The sequence below is a fragment of the Pedococcus sp. P1_H8 genome, assembly GCF_056405175.1.
The window spans coordinates 1-17,742 of the sequence record NZ_JBFUCP010000008.1; the positions used below are offsets into that span (position 1 = coordinate 1).

Annotated in this window: 6 protein-coding genes; 5 read left to right on the forward strand and 1 reads right to left on the reverse strand. The window is 71.6% G+C overall.

Going from position 1 to position 17,742, the window contains the following annotated elements; genetic code table 11:
- The 5 genes from AC1DYG_RS12910 to AC1DYG_RS12930 all read left to right on the forward strand — a co-directional run.
- Window positions 1-3,357 (forward strand): nSTAND1 domain-containing NTPase (locus tag AC1DYG_RS12910; protein WP_477640275.1); only part of this gene is annotated, 3,357 nt, incomplete at its 5' end.
- A 2-nt stretch (window positions 3,358-3,359) separates the two neighbouring features.
- Window positions 3,360-7,565, forward strand: a complete 4,206-nt coding sequence (locus AC1DYG_RS12915; RefSeq protein WP_477640276.1) for an nSTAND1 domain-containing NTPase — start codon at window positions 3,360-3,362, stop codon at window positions 7,563-7,565.
- A 17-nt stretch (window positions 7,566-7,582) separates the two neighbouring features.
- Window positions 7,583-8,107: a 2'-5' RNA ligase family protein gene (locus AC1DYG_RS12920; RefSeq protein WP_477640277.1), complete on the forward strand. Its 525-nt coding sequence runs from the start codon at window positions 7,583-7,585 to the stop codon at window positions 8,105-8,107.
- A gap of 90 nt (window positions 8,108-8,197) precedes the next feature.
- A complete protein-coding gene (locus tag AC1DYG_RS12925; protein ID WP_477640278.1) occupies window positions 8,198-12,367 on the forward strand; it encodes an nSTAND1 domain-containing NTPase in 4,170 nt (1,389 codons plus the stop codon).
- Window positions 12,368-12,538: 171 nt separating this feature from the next.
- Window positions 12,539-16,750, forward strand: coding sequence for an nSTAND1 domain-containing NTPase (locus AC1DYG_RS12930; RefSeq protein ID WP_477640279.1), 4,212 nt, complete (start codon window positions 12,539-12,541; stop codon window positions 16,748-16,750).
- Here AC1DYG_RS12930 and AC1DYG_RS12935 read toward each other — a convergent pair.
- Window positions 16,708-17,733 carry a MazG family protein gene (locus AC1DYG_RS12935; protein WP_477640280.1) on the reverse strand — a complete coding sequence of 342 codons (1,026 nt, stop codon included), beginning with the start codon at window positions 17,731-17,733 and terminating at the stop codon, window positions 16,708-16,710. The two genes, AC1DYG_RS12930 and AC1DYG_RS12935, sit on opposite strands and share 43 nt — an antisense overlap.
- Between the last annotated feature and the right edge of the window lie 9 nt (window positions 17,734-17,742).

Below are 17,742 nucleotides of genomic sequence, written 5' to 3' on the forward strand. Positions count from 1 at the left end.
GCATACTTCGGCCGCGAAGCGGACGTGACGGCGTGCCTGCAACGGCTCGACGAGGTGGGCGTCCTGGCCGTGGTCGGGCCGTCCGGGTGTGGCAAGTCCTCGCTGATCAGGGCCGGGGTGGCCGCGGCGCTGGTGCGCGACGGCCACGCGGTGCAGATCGTCACCCCCGGAGCCCACCCGGAGGAGGTGCTGGCCCAGGCACCGCCCGGGGCAGGCGCGGTGTTCGTCGTCGACCAGTGTGAGGAGGCCCTGGCACTTGGCGAGACCTCGCCCGAGCGGGAGGCGTTCTTCGCAGGGCTGGTGGGCTTCGCCGGACGCGGGCGGCTCGTCCTCTCGCTGCGGGCTGACCGCCTCGGCGAGCTCGCCGCCCACCCCGAGTTCGCCCACCTGGCTGAGAAGGGGCTGTACCTGCTCGGCGGCATGGGTCCAGCCGAGCTGCGCAGCGCGATCGAGGGTCCGGCAGCGCAGGCGGGGCTGCGGCTCGAACCAGGGCTGGTGGACCTGCTCGTGCGCGAGGCCGAAGGGTCGCCAGGGGCGTTGCCCCTGCTGTCGCACGTGCTGCGCCAGACGTGGCGGCGCCGCGAGGGCAGCACCCTCACCGTGCAGGGGTATGCCGCGACAGGAGGCGTGCGCGAAGCCGTCGCCCAGTCCGCGGAGCGGCTCTACGGCGAGCTGACCGTGAGCCAGCAAGGCATGTTGCGCGACCTGATGGTGCGGCTGGTGTCTTCCGACGACGCCGGCGAACCGGTCCGAACCAGGGTGGCGCGACGCACGGTCACCTCGGACGACGAACACACGGCCGTCGTCGAGGCCCTGGTGGGCGCCCGGCTGCTCAGCAGTGACGGGGACACGGTCGAGATCGCCCACGAGTCCCTGGCGGTCGCGTGGCCGCGGCTGCGGTCGTGGCTGGACGACGACGTCGACGGGTTGCGGATCCTGCGACACCTCACGGTCGCCGCCGAGAGCTGGGACGGGCTGGGACGACCCGACAGCGAGCTCTACCGGGGGGTCCGGCAGGCCAGGGCAGCGGAGTGGCGACGCGGCCACGACCCTGAGCTGACCCCAGCGGAGCGGGCCTTCCTCGACGCCTCGGCTGAGCTGGCCGAGACGGAACAGCGCGCCACTGAGGAGCAGGTCCGCAGGGAGCGACGCTCCAACCAACGACTTCGTGCCGGGCTCGCCGCGGTCGCGGTCCTCCTCGCGGTGGCGATCGTCGCCGGGGCGGTGGCGAAGACGGCTGCGGACCGGGCCGACCAGCAGTCGCTGGTGGCCGACGCTCGACGGCTCGAAGCCGAGGCCCTGCGCGCACCCGATCTCGACCTGGCCATCCTGCTCGCGGTGGCCGGCGTCCGTCTCGACGGCTCGACCGACACGAGGAACAATCTCTCCGCCGTGCTCGACCGTGCACCCCAGCTCATCGGGGTCGCCCAGATGACCTCGCCGAACTACCTCTCGGTGCGACAGGACGGCAAGGCAGTCGCGGTCGGTGGAAACTTCCTCGGGGTGAGCATCTTCGACGCCACGGCGGGCCGTGAGATCGCACGCAACCACGACATCCCGGTGCGGTCGGTTCGCTTCAACCCCAACGGCACGCAGCTGGCGGCGTCCGTCAACCCCTTCATGCTCACCGGAGAGCGGCGGGTGGATCCGGTTCCCCTGCGCATCCTCGATCCGGCGACGGCCAAGCTTGCCGCCACCCAGCCGGGCGGGGTGCCCAAGGGACGAGTCGTCCACGCGTCGTTTGCCTTCAGCAGCGACGGACGCTGGCTGGTCGCCGGCTTCATCCACGCCATCCAGCTCGACGAGAACACCCATTTCAGGGTGTGGGCGACGGGCGACCTCACCCACCCCGTGGCGGCTTTCACGACGCCGTTCATCGCCGACTTCGTCGCCATCAGTGATGACGGCACCAAGGTCTTCTCAACCGCAGGAAACGACGACCTGGTCCACTCGGTGGACGGGCACACGGGTCGGGAGTTCGGGACGGCTGCTGTCGCGGGCGCGAGCACGATCGCCCTCAGCCCCGACGGATCGACGCTGCTGGTGAACAGGGGCCAGCAGGTGGCGCTGCTCGACCCCAAGAGCCTGGCTGAGCGGTCCGTGATCGACGAGGCCGGCCGGATCGGTCCAATCCAGTTCTCGCCTCGTGGCGACATCTTCGGCTACACCTTCGACGACACCTTGGTCGTCCGTCGCCTGGCCGATCCCACGGCGGAGGTCGCCAGGTTTGCCGGGGCCGGGGCCGGTGACGTGGGGTTCAGTCCGGACGCGCAGACGGCCTACACCACCAGGGGCGACCGCCTGCTGGCGTGGGACCTGGTCGGCGACCGAAAGTTCGTGCGCTCGCTCGGGGTCCAGCCGCAGCAAGGCCCTGCGGGCATCGTCGCCGCGCGAGTGTCCCCCGACGGTCGGACGGTGGCGAACATGGTCGCCGCTGGTGACGAGTTGTACGCGGTCCAGCTCCTCGACGTCAAGACAGGACTGCGCAAGCCCCAGCCGCCACTGCGGCACTCCAACGCCTACTTCTCCGACATGGCGTGGCGACCCGACAGCCGGATGGTGGCCAGCGTGCAGGACGACCAGTGGGTCGACCTGTGGGACCGCGAGACCGGTCGCGTCGCCGGCCGGTATCGGGCGCCCGATCGCTACGGAACCCTCGACAGCGTGGCATTCAGCGGCGACAGCACCCGACTGCTGCTCGGGACCCACCGGGGCTGGGTCCACACCATCGATCTGGCGTCGATGAAGCCGGTCAGGGGTCCCGTTCTGGTCAAGCCCGAGGTGCCGGTGGTGTACATCGCGGGCAACCACGATGGAAGCCGGGCGATCGCCTGGGTGGGCGGGCGGGTGAACCTGGTCGACCTCACCGAAGGATCGGTCCCACGGAGAGTCGACGTCGGCTTCATCGTCCGATCGATGGCGTGGTCCGCGGACGGGAGGACCATCGTCGTGGGCGGCTACGACGTCGAACGCGACAACAGCGCCAAGGTCTCGGTGCTGGATCCACAGACCTTGGTCACAACCGGCAGGTTCTCCGGCTCCCAGATCTCCACCGGCGACGTCATCGCATTCTCCCGCGATGGGGAACAGTTCCTCACGGCGGGAGAGGGTGGGGTCTCGCTCTGGCGGGCACGCGTTCCCCAGCTGCTCGGCTCGGTCCGCACGGATGCCTTCGCCGCCGGGTTCGACAACGCGAGGACCGACATCCTCGTTGCCTCTACGAGCGGCGCCGTCTCGGCATGGGACTCGAGGCCCGACGAGGCGGTCAAGGCCGCGTGCCGCATCGTGGCCCGGGACCTGACTGCGCAGGAGTGGCGCACCTTCCTCCCCGACCGCGAGCGCCAGAAGGTCTGCTGAGCATGGGAATCGGCGTCCTCGGCCCGCTGGAGCTCGACGGAGCGGAGTCCGCCCTCGGGTTGCGAGACCGCGTCGTGCTGCAGGCGCTCGCCGTTCGCCACGACCGACCGGTGAGTGCCGACATCCTCGCCGAGGCGCTGTGGGCCGACCACCCGCCGACCTCGTGGACCAAGATCGTCCAGGGCTGCGTCGTCCGCCTGCGCAAGGCACTGGGCGCCGACACCATCGAGACCTCGACCCAGGGCTACCGGCTCCAGGTCCACCGCGACCACCTCGACCACCTGCGCTTCGAACACCTCCTGGACCGGGCACGCCAGCTGACGGCCGCCGGCGAACCCGACCGCGCGGCATACCTGCTGCGTGAGGCGCTCGAGCTCTGGCGAGGCGAGCCCTTCTCCGAGCTGGTCGACTGGGCGCCCGGGCGGGCGGAGGCCGAGCGGCTGGTCGAGCTGCGCCACGACGCCGAGGACCTGCTCACCGAGGCGCAGGTGCTGGCCGGCCACCACCGCGAGGCCATCGCCCCAGCGCTGCGCCTCGTCCATGAGGAGCCGATGCGCGAGCGCCGGTGGGGCCTGCTCGCGCTGGCGCAGTACCAAGGTGGCCGCCAGGGCGACGCCCTGCAGACCCTGCACCAGGCCCGCCGGGTGCTGGTCGACGAGCTCGGCCTGGACCCCGGGGACGACCTCGTCGCGCTCGAGCGGGCCATCCTCAACCAGGACCCGTCGCTCGCCGTCGCGGCCGCCATCGACGGCGCGACGTCGGAGTGCCCCTACCTCGGGCTGGTGGCCTACGACGTGGCTGACGCCGGGGCCTTCTTCGGACGGGAGGAGGTGACCGCGGCGTGCCTGCGCCGCCTCGACCAGGCCAGGGTGCTCGCGGTCGTGGGGCCCTCGGGTTCGGGCAAGTCGTCCCTCGCCCGGGCCGGCGTCGCAGCCGCCCTGGAACGCGACGGCCGAACCGTCCACGTGCTCACCCCTGGCAGTCGTCCGCTGAACGCCCTGAGCGGCGTCCCCATCCGTGCGGGCACGGTGCTCGTGGTGGACCAGTGCGAGGAGGCCCTCGGCGTCGAGGCCTCCGCGGAGCGGTCCGAGTTCTTCGCGGCGCTGGTGGAGTTCGCCCAGCGCCACCCACTGGTGGTCACGCTGCGCGCGGACCGGCTCGGCGAGCTGGCTCCCCACCCCGACTTCGCGCGGCTCGTCGAGGGCGGCCTCTACCTCTTGGGCCCGATGAGCGAGCCCGACCTGCGACGGGCGATCGAGGGCCCGGGTGCCCAGGCCGGTCTGCGGCTCGAGCCCGGGCTCGTGGACCTGCTCGTGCGCGAGGTGGCCGGAGAGCCCTCGGCCCTCCCCCTCCTGTCCCACGTGCTCCGCCAGACGTGGCGCCAGCGCGAGGGCGGCACCCTCACGGTCGAGGGGTATGCCGCGACAGGTGGCGTTCGCGAGGCGGTGGCCCAGTCCGCCGAGGGAGTGTTCCGCGCACTGGACCCCGAGCGCCAGGCGATGCTCCGCGACCTGATGCTGAGGCTGGTCACACCGGACGAGGGCGGTGACCCGGTGCGCACCCGGGTCCCTCGTCGGTCGGTCACGGGGGACGCGGAACAACTCAAGCTGGTCGAGCAGCTGGTCGGAGCTCGGCTGCTGGCCACTGACGGTGACACCGTGGAGATCGCCCACGAGTCGCTCGCGGTGGCCTGGCCGCGCCTGCGGTCATGGCTCGACGAGGACGTCGACGGGTTGCGCACCCTGCGCCACCTCACCGTTGCGGCCGAGAGCTGGGACGAGCTCGGGCGCCCCGACAGCGAGCTGTACCGCGGCGTCCGTCAGGCGCGCGCCGCCGAGTGGCACCAGCGGACGAGTGCCACCCTCACCGAACCCGAACGCGACTTCCTGCACGCCTCGGCGGCGTTGGCGGAGAAGGAACAACGGGCCACCGAGGCGCAGGTGCGACGGGAGCGCCGGCTGAACCAGCGGCTCCGCCTCGGCCTCGCGGCCGTCGCAGCGCTGCTCGCCGTCTCCATCGTGGCCGGGGCCGTGGCGCTGACCGCCAAGGACCGAGCAGACCAACAGGCGTTGGCGGCCGATGCCCGACGCCTCGGTGCAGAGGCGCTGCGATCCGACGACCTCGACAAGTCCCTGTTGCTCGCCGCCGCAGGGGTCTCGCTGGACAACTCCGTGGACACGCGCACCAACCTGCTTGCCACCCTTGACCGCGCCCCCGCTCTCATCGGGAGCGCGCGAAGTGCAGGCAGGATCTTCCACCTGGCGACCAACCCCTCCACGGACCAGGTGGCGGTCATGGCCGCTGACGGCGTCGGACTCGAGCTCTATGACGGAGCGACCCTCCGCCGCCTCCCCGCGCCTGAGAAGCTCGTCGGCGGGTCGGTCGTCGCCCGGCCGGACGGACGGGGCTACGCGGTGACGATCTCGGGCGACCTGGTCGAGAACGGGCAGGAGCCCCCCGTCCTCCTGCTGGACCAGAACGGCGCCCGGTCCAGGGTCCAGCTGGGAGGCATCCCGGCTCGGTACCAGGTCCTCGACATGGGCTTCCCCCGCCGCTGGTACCTCGGGTACTCCCCCACGAGTCGCTACTTCGCCGTGTCCTTGGTCCGCATGCCGGAGGACGGGAAGACCCTCACCTTCGTCTGGGACCTCGAGTCCCCAAGCCGGCCGGTGGCTCGGCTCGAGCTCGGGTGGGTGGGCAGCGCGGCAACCATCAGCCCGGACGGACGCACGTTGTACTCGGGCGCCTACGGCCTGGACCTCGTGCCGGGTGGAAAGGGACGCCTGCTGGTCACCAACCTCCCCAGCGGGGCCGCGCGCCGAGCCCTGGTTCCCGCCGACCTTGACGTCGGGCAGCTGGACGACGTGCTGGCGCAGAGCCCGGACGGCCGGACCCTGGCGGTCGGTGCCGGGGTCGAGGTCGTCTTGGTGGACACCGCGACGCTGAAGCCGCGAGCCCACCTGTCCGGGCAGGGCGCGACCCAGGCCCTGGCCTTCTCGCCGGACGGCACCCACCTGGCGGCGAGCGGCGACCGCCTGATGGTGTGGGACCTCAGCGGGGACGAGCCGGTGGAGGTGCTCGCCCAGGCCGGTGACGCCGACGACCCGGGGTTCAGCCGCGAGGGGAAGACGCTCTACACCAAGACCATCGGCGGCCTGGTCCAGGCATGGGACATTGCTGGCGACCGCCGCTTCCTCGCCGCACGGCCGGGTGAGTACCTGGACTGGCCAGACTATGGCGGGCGGTTCTCCCCGGACCGACGGAAGGTTGCCTACGTGGCCAACGGACCCAAGTTCCGCGTGCGGGACGTCGCCACCGGCAAGCTCGGTCCGGTGGTTGCCCCAGCCACGATGAAGCAGGGGGGTTACCAAGACATCGCCTGGCACCCCGACAGCACCACGCTCAACATGACGTCCGGCGACCCGTGGGTGCGGACGTTTGACAGCACGACCGGCCGCCAGCGCGCCGAACGACGGCTTGCCCCGCCTCCGTCCACCGAGGCAGCCGCGATCGCCTTCTTCAGCCTCGACGGCTTGCACCTGCTCGTCGGCAGCACCGCCGGGCGGCTGCACGTCCTCGACGCCCGCACCCTCGTCCCCACTCGTGAACCGATCCAGGTGTACAAGACGGCCGAAGGTGAGCCCGAGGCGCACGATGTCGCGAACTTTGTCCCGAGCGGGGACGGCCGCACGGCATACCTCTCCGATGCGATCGTGGACTATGTCGCCGGGACGGTCCGTCTGATGCCGGACCTCGGCTTCCCGGTGGTGGACCTGTACCCCTCACCCGACGGGAAGCGCCTGATCGTCGGGACCGGCCCCACTGGCGTCGGGTTGCTCGACGCCAGCACCATGCACTGGATCTCGCGGCCCAGTGCCGCCCAGGCCGGGCTCATGGGCTACTACACGTCGTGGAGCGAGGATGGTTCCCTCGTCGCCAGCGTCAACGAGGCGCGCCTGAGCTACTGGGACGGACGGACGGGCGCCCGCCTCGGCACCGCGACGGTTTCGTGGGCAGGCGTCCCCGCCTTCTCGGAGGACAACACGCGGCTCCTCTTTGCCGGAACCGACGGCTCCGTCCGCAGCTGGGACCTCGACCCGCGCTCCTGGGTGGCTGCCGCCTGCCGACTGGCAGGTCGGCCCCTCACCGGGCAGGAGTGGCACAACTACCTCCCTGACCGCGCCTTCGTTCCTGTCTGCCCCTCCTGACCAAGCAGAATGCCGGTGTGGCGCTCGCTGTCTGCCTCCTCTTCGACCCCGACACCGACCGGGCGATCCGCCGGCTGTGGGGGGCCCTGGAGGAAGCCGGGATCGGCACCTTGCTGAGCCACACCCACCGACGCCACGTGCCACATCTGTCGTATGCCGTGCTTCGCACCTTTGACGTCGAGGCGGTGGCTGCGGCCATGGAAGAGCTGACAGGAGGCCCGGCACTGGACGTGCGGTTCGACGCCGTAGGGCTGTTCACCCGCGGGCGAGGCGCCCTGCTGACGCCGGCCACGCTGGCGCTGCTGTCCCGCCAGGAGGCCGTGGTCTCGGCCGTCGCCGACACCGGTGCAGACCTGCACTGGCACTACTGGCCGGGGCGGTGGATCCCGCACTGCAGCCTCACCACGGGAACCAGCCAGGAACTGCTGCCGACGGCGACGGTCCGTGCCTTCGACGTCCTGCCGCTCGAGGGCAGGGCAGTGGGTGCCGCCCTCATCGACAGCGGCACCGGCGAGCGCTGGCCGCTGGCAAACCTCCCGTGATTCCCCTTCGGTGTCGCCCTCGTGCGGCGCCGGTGTCAACCCGGTGTCAGGCCTGTTGACGCCGTCTCCGGGGAGGATCACTGTCAGGGCATGCGCATCGCGCTCCTCGGATCCTTGCAGGTCAACGACGGTCAGACGACTCTCGGTCCGCGCGACCGCGTCATCCTGCAGGCCCTGGCCACCCGACCCGGCACGGAACTCAGTGCGGAGGCCCTCGCGGAGACGCTCTGGGGTGCGGACCTGCCCGAGACCTGGCAAAAGGTCGTCCAGGGCTGCATCGTCCGGCTGCGCAAGGCCCTCGGCCCCGAGGCGATCCAGACCTCCCCCCATGGCTACCGCCTGGACCTGCACCAGGACGAAATGGACCACCTCCACTTCGAGCACCTCCTGACGAGAGCTCGCGAGCTGCTGGCGAACGGCGAGCCCGAGCGGGCCCTCTACGTGACCGGACAGGCCAGGGAGCTCTGGCGCGGCGAGCCGCTCGTCGACCTCGCCGACTGGGGCCCCGGCAGGGTCGAGGCTGAGCGGCTCGTCGAGCTCTGGCGTGACGCCGAGGACCTCCACGCCGAAGCCGGTCTGAGGTCCGGCCGCTACCAGGAAGTCCTCGGCGACGCCCTGCGCATGGTGGCCGAGCAGCCGACGCGCGAAAGGCGCTGGGGTCTGCTGGCGCTCGCGCAGTACCAGGCCGGACGGCAGGGCGACGCCCTCCAGACGCTGCACCGGGCCAAGCTGACCCTCGTCACCGAGCTCGGGCTCGACCCCGGGCCCGAGCTGGCGCAGCTGGAGCAGGCGATCCTGCGCCAGGACCCTTCCCTCGCCGCCCAGACTGTCCTCCCGCCGACCAGTGCCGCGTGCCCCTACCTCGGACTGGTCGCCTACGACATCGCCGACGCCCCGGCGTTCTTCGGCCGCGAAGCCGACATCGCCGCCTGCCTGCGGCGCCTGGACGAGGGCCACGTCCTGGCGGTGGTCGGGCCGTCTGGATGCGGCAAGTCATCACTGGCCCGGGCCGGCGTGGCGGCCGCGTTGGAGCGCGACGGCCGTCGGGTCAGGGTCTTCGCGCCGGGCGCGCACCCGACCGACTCACTCTCCGCCACGAACCCGCGCGCGACCGACGTCCTCGTGGTCGACCAGTGCGAGGAGGCTCTCGCCCTCGACCCCCTCTCCACCGAGCGCACGGAGTTCTTCGACCAGCTCGTCGCCTTCGCCAGCCGCGGGCGCGGGGTCCTCGTCGTCTCGCTGCGAGCCGATCGGCTCGGCGAGCTGTCCACCCACCCCGAGTTCGCCCGGCTCGTGGAACGCGGGCTGTACCTGCTCGGCGGCATGACCGAGCCCGACCTGCGACTGGCGATCGAAGGGCCTGCAGCGCAGGCCGGACTCCGGCTCGAGCCCGGCCTCGTCGACCTGCTCGTCCGCGAGGTCCAGGGCGAACCTGCCGCTCTCCCGCTCCTGTCCCACGTGCTCCGCCAGACCTGGAAGAGGCGCGAGGGAGGCACCCTGACCGTCGCCGGCTACTCGGCAACCGGAGGGATCCGCGAGGCGATCTCGCAGTCCGCCGAAGGACTCTTCCGCGACCTCACGCCCGGCCAACAGGGGGTCCTGCGCGACCTCATGGTGCGGCTCGTCGCCTCCGACGACCTCGGCGAACCCATCCGCCAGCGGGTCCCTCGCCGCTCCGTCGCCACCGACGACGACCACACCCTGCTCATCGAGCGACTCGTCGGCGCCCGCCTGCTCAGCACCGACGGCGAGACGGTCGAGATCGCCCACGAGGCCTTGGCGATGGCCTGGCCCCGGCTGCGGTCGTGGCTGGACGACGACGTCGACGGGCTGCGCATCATGCGCCACCTCTCGGTCGCGGCGACCAGCTGGGACGACCTCGGGCGCCCCGACAGCGAGCTCTACCGGGGCGTCAGGCAGGCGCGGGCAGTCGAGTGGCGCGACCGGGCCAACCCGTCCCTCACTCCCGCGGAGCAGGACTTCCTGGCCGCAGCGACCGCCCTCGCCGAGACCGAACAACGGGCCACCGAGGAGCAGGTCCGCCGGGAACACCGCTCCAACCAGCGCCTGCGCGCCGGCCTGGCCGCCGTGGCGGTACTCCTCTCCGTGGCCATCGTCGCCGGGGCCCTCGCCAAGACCGCCGCCGACCGAGCCGATCGGCAGGCCCTGGTGGCCGACGCCCGACGCCTCGGCGCGGAGGCGCTGAGGGCCGACGACCTCGACCGCTCGCTGCTGCTAGCCGCCGCCGGCGTCAGCCTCGATGACTCCCTGGACACGCGGAACGCCCTCCTGGCAACCCTTGATCGAGGGCGGTCGCTGGTGGGCAGCGCGCGCGTCGACGGTCGGATTCTGGCCATGGACGTCAACGGCTCCACCGGGCAGGTCGCCACCGTCGCGGCCGACGACGTGGGACTCGAGCTGCGCGACGGCCGGACCTTGGACAGGGTCTCCACCCCGGAGAAGATCCTCGGGGTCGCGGTGGTCGCCAGCCCGGACGGAGCCCGCTACGCCGTGTCGATGTGGACAGACCTGGTCAAGAGTGGCGTCGAGCCTCCCGTGCTCCTCCTGGAGAAGTCCGGGGCCAGGTCCGCGACCCAGCTCGGCGGCTTGCCACCCGGGTTCCGCGTGTTCCAGAACCTGGGCTTCAGCCCCAACGGCCGCTGGCTCGTGGCGTCGTTCGGTCACCTGCAGGGCGAGAAACCGGATGTCACCGCCGTGTGGGACCTGCGTTCGCCTGCCAAACCCGTGGCAACCCTCGAGCTGGCCGACGGGTTCTTCCCGAATGTCAGTTCTGACGGGCGCACGCTCTACTCGACCAACCCGGGCGGTGGACGGTTGGTGGTGACCGACCTCCCGAGCGGCCGGACGCGACGCGTGATCGAGGCCAAGGACCTCGGAGTCCGCCAGCTCGACGAGACGGTGGTCCAGAGCCCCAACGGGCGGCTGCTGGCCGTCGGCGCCGGGGTCGAGGCCGTGCTGGTCGACACCGCCACGCTCAGGCCGCGCACCTACCTGTCCGGCCAGGGCTGGACGACGGGGCTGGCCTTCTCGCCCGATGGCACGCGAGTAGGAGCATCGGGCGACCGGCTCACCGTCTGGGCCCTTGCCGGCGACGAGGCCCACGAGATCCTCGCCCAGGACAGTTCCGTCGACAGCCCGACCTTCAGCGACGACGGGCAGACGCTCTACACCGCCACCTTCGCCGGCTTGGTCCAGGCCTGGGACCTCAAGGGAGACCGGAGGTTCCTCGCCTCCCAGTCGGGTGAGTCCTTGGGCTGGGGCCAACCCGTCGTGCGGGTCTCCCCCGGTCTCGACAAGGTGGGCTACGTCGAGGGGGGACCCATGTTCCGGATCCGCGACGTCGCCACGGCAACGCTGGGTCCGTTGCTGAGGCCCGAGATGCAGCAACGCAGCTACATCGACCTCGCCTGGCACCCCGACAACTCGACCCTGAACATCACCACCGGAGACCCTGTGGTGCGCACGTGGGACGCGGCCTCCGGTCGCCTGCTTGCCGAACACAGGCTGGGACGTCCTGACTCCAGCGAAGGCGCCGCCATCGCCTTCTTCAGCGTCGATGGCACGTACCTGCTCGTGGGCACCACGACCGGGAGACTGCACGTCCTTGACGCCCACACCCTGGAACCGGCGCGTGAGCCGATCCAGGTGCACGCGAAGAAGCCGGGCGAGACGGAGGGACTGGCGCTGGCAGGGTTCTTCCCCAGTGGCGACCTTCACAGCGCCTACGCCGAGGACGGCCTCATCGTGGACTACGTCAGTGGGGCCCTGCGACGGATGCCCGACCTGGGCGCCCCTGTGCAGCTCGTGGTCCCCTCGCCGGATGGCAGTCGCCTGCTCGTGGACCTGGGCGACGCAGGTGTCGGCCTGCTCGACGCCACCTCCATGAAATGGATCTCCAGGCCCAACGCCTCACAGGCGCACCTGGTGGGCTACTACACCCGGTTCAGCGATGACGGCACCCTTGTCGCGAGCGTGAACGAGGGCAAGCTGAGCCATTGGAACGCTCTGACCGGCGCCTACCTGGGCTCGGCGACCGTCGACGTGGAGGGCGAGCCCGCCTTCACCCGGGACGACAGCACGATCCTCTTTGCCGGAACCGACGGGTCCCTGCTGACGTGGACCCTCGATCCCACGTCGTGGCGCGCCACGGCCTGCCGGCTGGCGGGGCGCGACCTCACCCAGCAGGAGTGGCGCACCTACCTGCCAGACCGCCCGTTCCGCCCGGTCTGCGCGTCGTGATCAAGACCGACCCTCCCTCTGATCGTCCCCACTAGTTCCTCCCCTTTGCCCGCTACGCACCACATCGCCGAAAAGTTGTGTCGGACAATCGGTTTCATCCCTGCGTGACGCCGGTGTCAACTGGGTGTCAGGGGTGTTGACGGCCCCTCCGACGAGGACCACTGTCGAAGCATGCGCATCGCGCTGCTCGGATCACTGCAGGTCAACGACGGACGGACGACCCTCGGCCCGCGCGACCGCGTCGTCCTCCAGGCGCTCGCGTCCCGGCCGGGATCGGAGCTCAGCAGCGAAGCACTCGCAGAGACCCTCTGGGGTGAGGACCTGCCGGAGACCTGGCAGAAGGTCGTCCAGGGCTGCATCGTCCGGCTCCGCAAGGCCCTCGGCCCCCAGGCGATCCAGACCTCGCCCAACGGCTACCGCCTCGTCATGCACCAGGACGAGGTGGACCACCTCCACTTCGAACACCTTCTGGCGCGAGCTCGTGAGCTGCTGGCCAACGGCGAGCCCGAACGGGCCCTCTACGTAACCGGACAGGCACGGCAGCTGTGGCGGGGGGAACCGCTCGTCGAGCTCGCCGACTGGGGCCCCGGCCGCGTCGAGGCCGAGCGGCTCGTCGAGCTCTGGCGCGACGCCGAGGATCTCCACGCCGAAGCGGCACTGAGGTCCGGCCGCTGCCAGGAAACCCTGGGCGACGTGCTGCGCATGGTGGCCGAGCAGCCGACTCGCGAAAGGCGCTGGGGCCTGCTGGCCCTCGCGCAGTACCACGCAGGCCGACAGGGCGACGCCCTGCAGACACTGCACCGAGCCAAGGCGACCCTCGTCCACGAGCTGGGCCTCGACCCCGGCCCCGAACTGGCCCAGCTGGAGCAGGCGATCCTGCGCCAGGACCCCTCGCTGGCCGCGCAATCGGCCCTGCCGCCAGCCGCGACTGCCTGCCCGTATCTCGGCCTGGTCGCGTACGACGTGGCCGATGCCCCGGCGTTCTTCGGCCGGGAGGCGGACATCGCCGCGTGCCTGCGCCGTCTGGACGAGACCGGCGTGCTGGCCGTGCTGGGTCCGTCGGGCTGCGGCAAGTCGTCGCTCACCCGGGCCGGCGTCGCAGCAGCACTCGGACGGGACGGTCGCCGCGTCACCGTGTTCGCCCCTGGTGCTCACCCCACCGACGCCCTGTCGGCCGCGGACCATCGCCCCACCGACGTCGTCGTCGTCGACCAGTGCGAGGAGGCCCTCGCCCTCGACGCGGACTCGTCAGAGCGGGCGGAGTTCTTCGAGCAGCTCGCGGACTTCGTTGGCCGAGCGGCCCGGGAGCATGGCGCCCTCGTCATCTCGATCCGCGCGGATCGACTGGGCGAGCTGTCCGCCCACCCGGAGTTCGCCCGGCTCATCCAGCCCGGGCTCTACCTGCTCGGCGCCATGACCGAGCCAGACCTGCGGCTGGCCATCGAGGGGCCCGCTGCCCAGGCAGGGTTGCGGCTCGAGCCCGGCCTCGTCGACCTGCTCGTCCGCGAGGTCCAGGGCGAACCAGGCGCCCTCCCCCTGCTGTCCCACGTGCTGCGCCAGACCTGGAAGCGGCGTGAGGGCAACACCCTCACCGTGGCCGGCTACTCGGCGACCGGCGGGATCCGCGAGGCCATCTCCCAGTCCGCCGAAGGTCTGTTCCGGGATCTCACCCCCGGCCAGCAGCAGGTGCTCCGCGACCTCATGGTGCGGCTCGTGGCACCCGACGACGTCGGCGAACCCGTCCGCCAGCGGGTCCCCCGTCGCTCCGTGGCCACCGACGAGGATCACACCCTGCTCATCGAGCGGCTCGTCGGCGCCCGCCTGCTCAGCACCGACGGGGACACGGTGGAGATCGCCCACGAGGCGTTGGCGGTGGCGTGGCCGCGGTTGCGGTCGTGGCTGGACGACGACGTCGACGGGCTGCGGATCATGCGCCACCTCTCCGTCGCGGCGACCAGCTGGGACGACCTGGGCCGCCCCGACAGCGAGCTGTACAGGGGTGTGCGGCAGGCGCGCGCCGCGGAGTGGCACGAGCGCGCCGATGCGACGCTGACCGACACCGAGCGTGACTTCCTGCACGACTCCGCCGCGCTGGCCGAGAAGGAGCAGCGGGCCACGGAGGCACAGGTGCGACGGGAGCGCCGGCTCAACCAACGCCTGCGGCTGGGACTCGCCGGCGTCGCCGCCCTCCTGGCTGTCTCGATCGTCGCCGGGGCACTCGCCTTCACCGCAGCCAACCGCGCCGACCAGGAGGCGGCCACGGCGGCCAAGCAGGCTCGAGCCGCCGACGCCCGCCGTCTCGGCGCCGAGGCGCTGCGGTCCGAGGCCCTCGATCGGTCCCTGCTGCTCGCCGCCGCGGGCGTGTCGCTCGATGACTCGGTGGACACCCGCAACTCGCTGCTCGCCACGCTTGGTCGGGCGCCCGCGCTGGTCGCCAGCGCGCGCAGCGCCTCGCAGATCGTCAGCCTGGGGGTCAACACGGCAACAGGTCACGTGGCAACCATTGCGCTCGGGAACACAGGCCTCGAGCTGCGTGACGGCAGGACCCTGCGATCGGCGTCGCTCCCGGAGAAGCTGCTGGGCGCCTCCGTCTTCGCCAGCCCGGACGGGCGGAGGTACGCCATGACGGTCCGCAACGAACTGGTCGAAGAGGGGTCCGAGCCGCCGGTCCTCCTGCTGGACGCCGACGGAGCCAGGTCGCCAGTGCAGCTGGGTGGCTTCCCGCCCAGGTACTTCGTCTTCGACAACCAGGGCTTCGGCCCGATCAGCCGCGACAACCTGGAGTTCAGTGCCAACAGCCGCTGGCTCGCTGTGGCCATGCGAGACCTCGACAGTCGCAAGGCCGACACCACCGTCGTCTGGGACCTGAGGTCGCCCCGACGACCGATGGCGATGGTGCAGCTGGGCGAGGTGCGGGCACCAACCGTGAGCCCCGACGGTCGAACGCTGTACTCCGTGAGCACTGGTGAACGGCGCCTGCTCGTCACCGACCTGCCCAGTGGCAGGACGCGCCGGACCCTCACGGCCAAGGACCTGGGGGTCCGCCACCTCGACGACATCCTGGTGCAGAGCCCGGATGCCCGGACGATGGCGATCGGGGCCGGAGTCGAGGCGGTGCTGGTGGACACCGCGACGCTGACGCCGAAGGCCTACCTGTCGGGACAGGGCGCGACGACCGGACTGGCCTTCTCCCGCGACGGCACCCGGCTGGCTGCGAGTGGAGACCACCTGACGGTCTGGGACCTCAGCGGCAAGGACCCCGTGCCGGTCCTCACCCAGGAGGGTCAGATGGACCACCCCGCCTTCAGCCAGGACGGAAAGACGCTCTACACGAGGACCTACGCCGGTCTGGTCCAGGCGTGGGACCTGGCCGGCGACCGACGCTTCCTCGCGTCCCACCCTGGCGAGCCGCTCGACCTGGTCGATCCGGGGGTCAGGATCTCGCCGGACGGTCGGAAGATCGGCTACGTCGCCCTCAAACCCGAGTTCCGGGTGCGCGACGTGGCCACCGGCAAGCTCGGTCCCGTGGTGCCGGGGGGCATGGCGCAGGGCCGGTACCTCGACATCGCCTGGCACCCGGACAGCACCACGCTCAACATCACCTCCGGGGACCCACTCGTCCGGACGTGGAACAGCACCACCAGCAAGCTGATCGCCGAACGCCGACTGGCACCTCCCCCGTCCACGGAGGGGGCCGCCATCGCCTTCTTCAGCCTCGACGGGAAGTACCTCCTCGTCGGCACCACGAAAGGCCGGCTGCACGTCCTCGACGCGCGCACCCTGGTGCCTGCGCGAGACCCGATCCAGGTCTATGAGGACCAGGCGGGGGAAGTCGGCGTGTTCTCACCCAGTGGGGACCGCCACACGGCCTACCTGCCTGACCGCATCGTCGACTACGTCTCCGGGACGGTCCGGCCCATGCCTGACCTCGGCTTCGACGTGGACGCCGTGTTCGCGTCTCCCGACGGGAAGCGGCTGCTCGTCGACACCGGCGCCACGGGGGTCGGGCTCCTCGACACAGCCACGATGCACTGGATCTCGCCGCCAAGCGCCGCCCAGGTGGGGCTGGTGGGCTGGTTCGCGCAGTTCAGCGACGACGGGTCACTCTTCGCCAGCGTGAACGAGGACCGGCTGAGCCACTGGGACGGTCGGACGGGCGCCTACCTCGGGAAGGTGACGGTGGACTACGACGGGTTCCCCGCCTTCGCGAAGGACGACCGCCAGCTCGTCTTCGCGGGCAGCAACGGCTCCGTCCTGACCTGGCAGCTGGACCACAGGTCGTGGATCGCAGCCGCCTGTCGGCTGGCGGGGCGCGACCTCACCCAGCAGGAGTGGCGCAACTACCTGCCAGACCGCCCGTTCCGCCCGGTCTGCTCGTCCTGACCGAGGTCGCGCAGCGCCTGCCGCAGGACCTCCTCGGCGGAGACACCCTGGGATCGCGCCTCGGCCACGAGGGCGAGCAGCCGGGCCGCGAGGTCCCCCTGCGGGTCGCCGACCGCAGCGAGGTCGCCACCCGTCCGCTCCCAGCGCGCCAGCACCTTGTCGGCCGCGAGCAGGCTGGGCAACGACCTGGGTATGCCGTGGAGCAGCCCCTGGTGCCCATCCTCACCGCCACCGTGCGGCGCCTTCTGGGCGCGCTCCGCGGCCTTGATCTGCTCCCACGCCTGCTCCACCTCCGCGGGGGTCGAGGCGGAACCGTCGGCGAAGACGTGGGGGTGCCGGCGAACCAGCTTCTCGATGATCGCGCCGGCCACGTCGTCGACGTCGAAGGGCTCGCTGTCGTGCTCCTGGGCCACCCGAGCCTGGAAGACCACCTGGAGCAGCACGTCCCCGAGCTCTTCGCGGATGTGGTCACGGTCGCCGGACTCGATCGCCTCGGCTGCTTCGTGGCTCTCCTCGATGAGGTACTTCACCAGCGACTCGTGGGTCTGCTCGGCATCCCACGGGCACCCGCCCGGTGACCGGAGCCGGTCCATGACGGCCACGAGGTCGAGCAGCCGCGAGCCGGGGACGTCCCAGGACGCCACGAGCACCTCAACCTCCGGCGGCGACCCCAGTCGGGAGACCTCCGAGGCGATCGCGTCGGTGAGCCCCGGGTCGCCGTCCGCCGAGGACACCCAGACCACGTCGGCCCCCTGTGCAGCGGCATCCATGAGGGTGCGGGCCAGCTCGGGCGGGCCGACGTCACCGAGGTGACGCACCGGCATACCGGCCTCGGACACGGCGTCCGCGAGCGGTTCGGTGTCGTCGCGCGCGAGGATCTGGTCCGCGGCGTCCAGGGCCTGCCAGGCGGCTCGGGTGAAGAGGCCGGCTGCGATGCGTGGGCTGCCGACCAGCAGGGTCAGCCGACCCGGCACCTCACCCACCACCTGGAC

Bases quoted from the DNA above. Each gene is read 5' to 3' on its own strand.
- AC1DYG_RS12930 (WP_477640279.1), top strand. From the start codon at position 12,539: ATGCGCATCGCGCTGCTCGGATCACTGCAGGTCAACGACGGACGGACG.
- AC1DYG_RS12915 (WP_477640276.1), top strand. From the start codon at position 3,360: ATGGGAATCGGCGTCCTCGGCCCGCTGGAGCTCGACGGAGCGGAGTCC.
- AC1DYG_RS12925 (WP_477640278.1), top strand. From the start codon at position 8,198: ATGCGCATCGCGCTCCTCGGATCCTTGCAGGTCAACGACGGTCAGACG.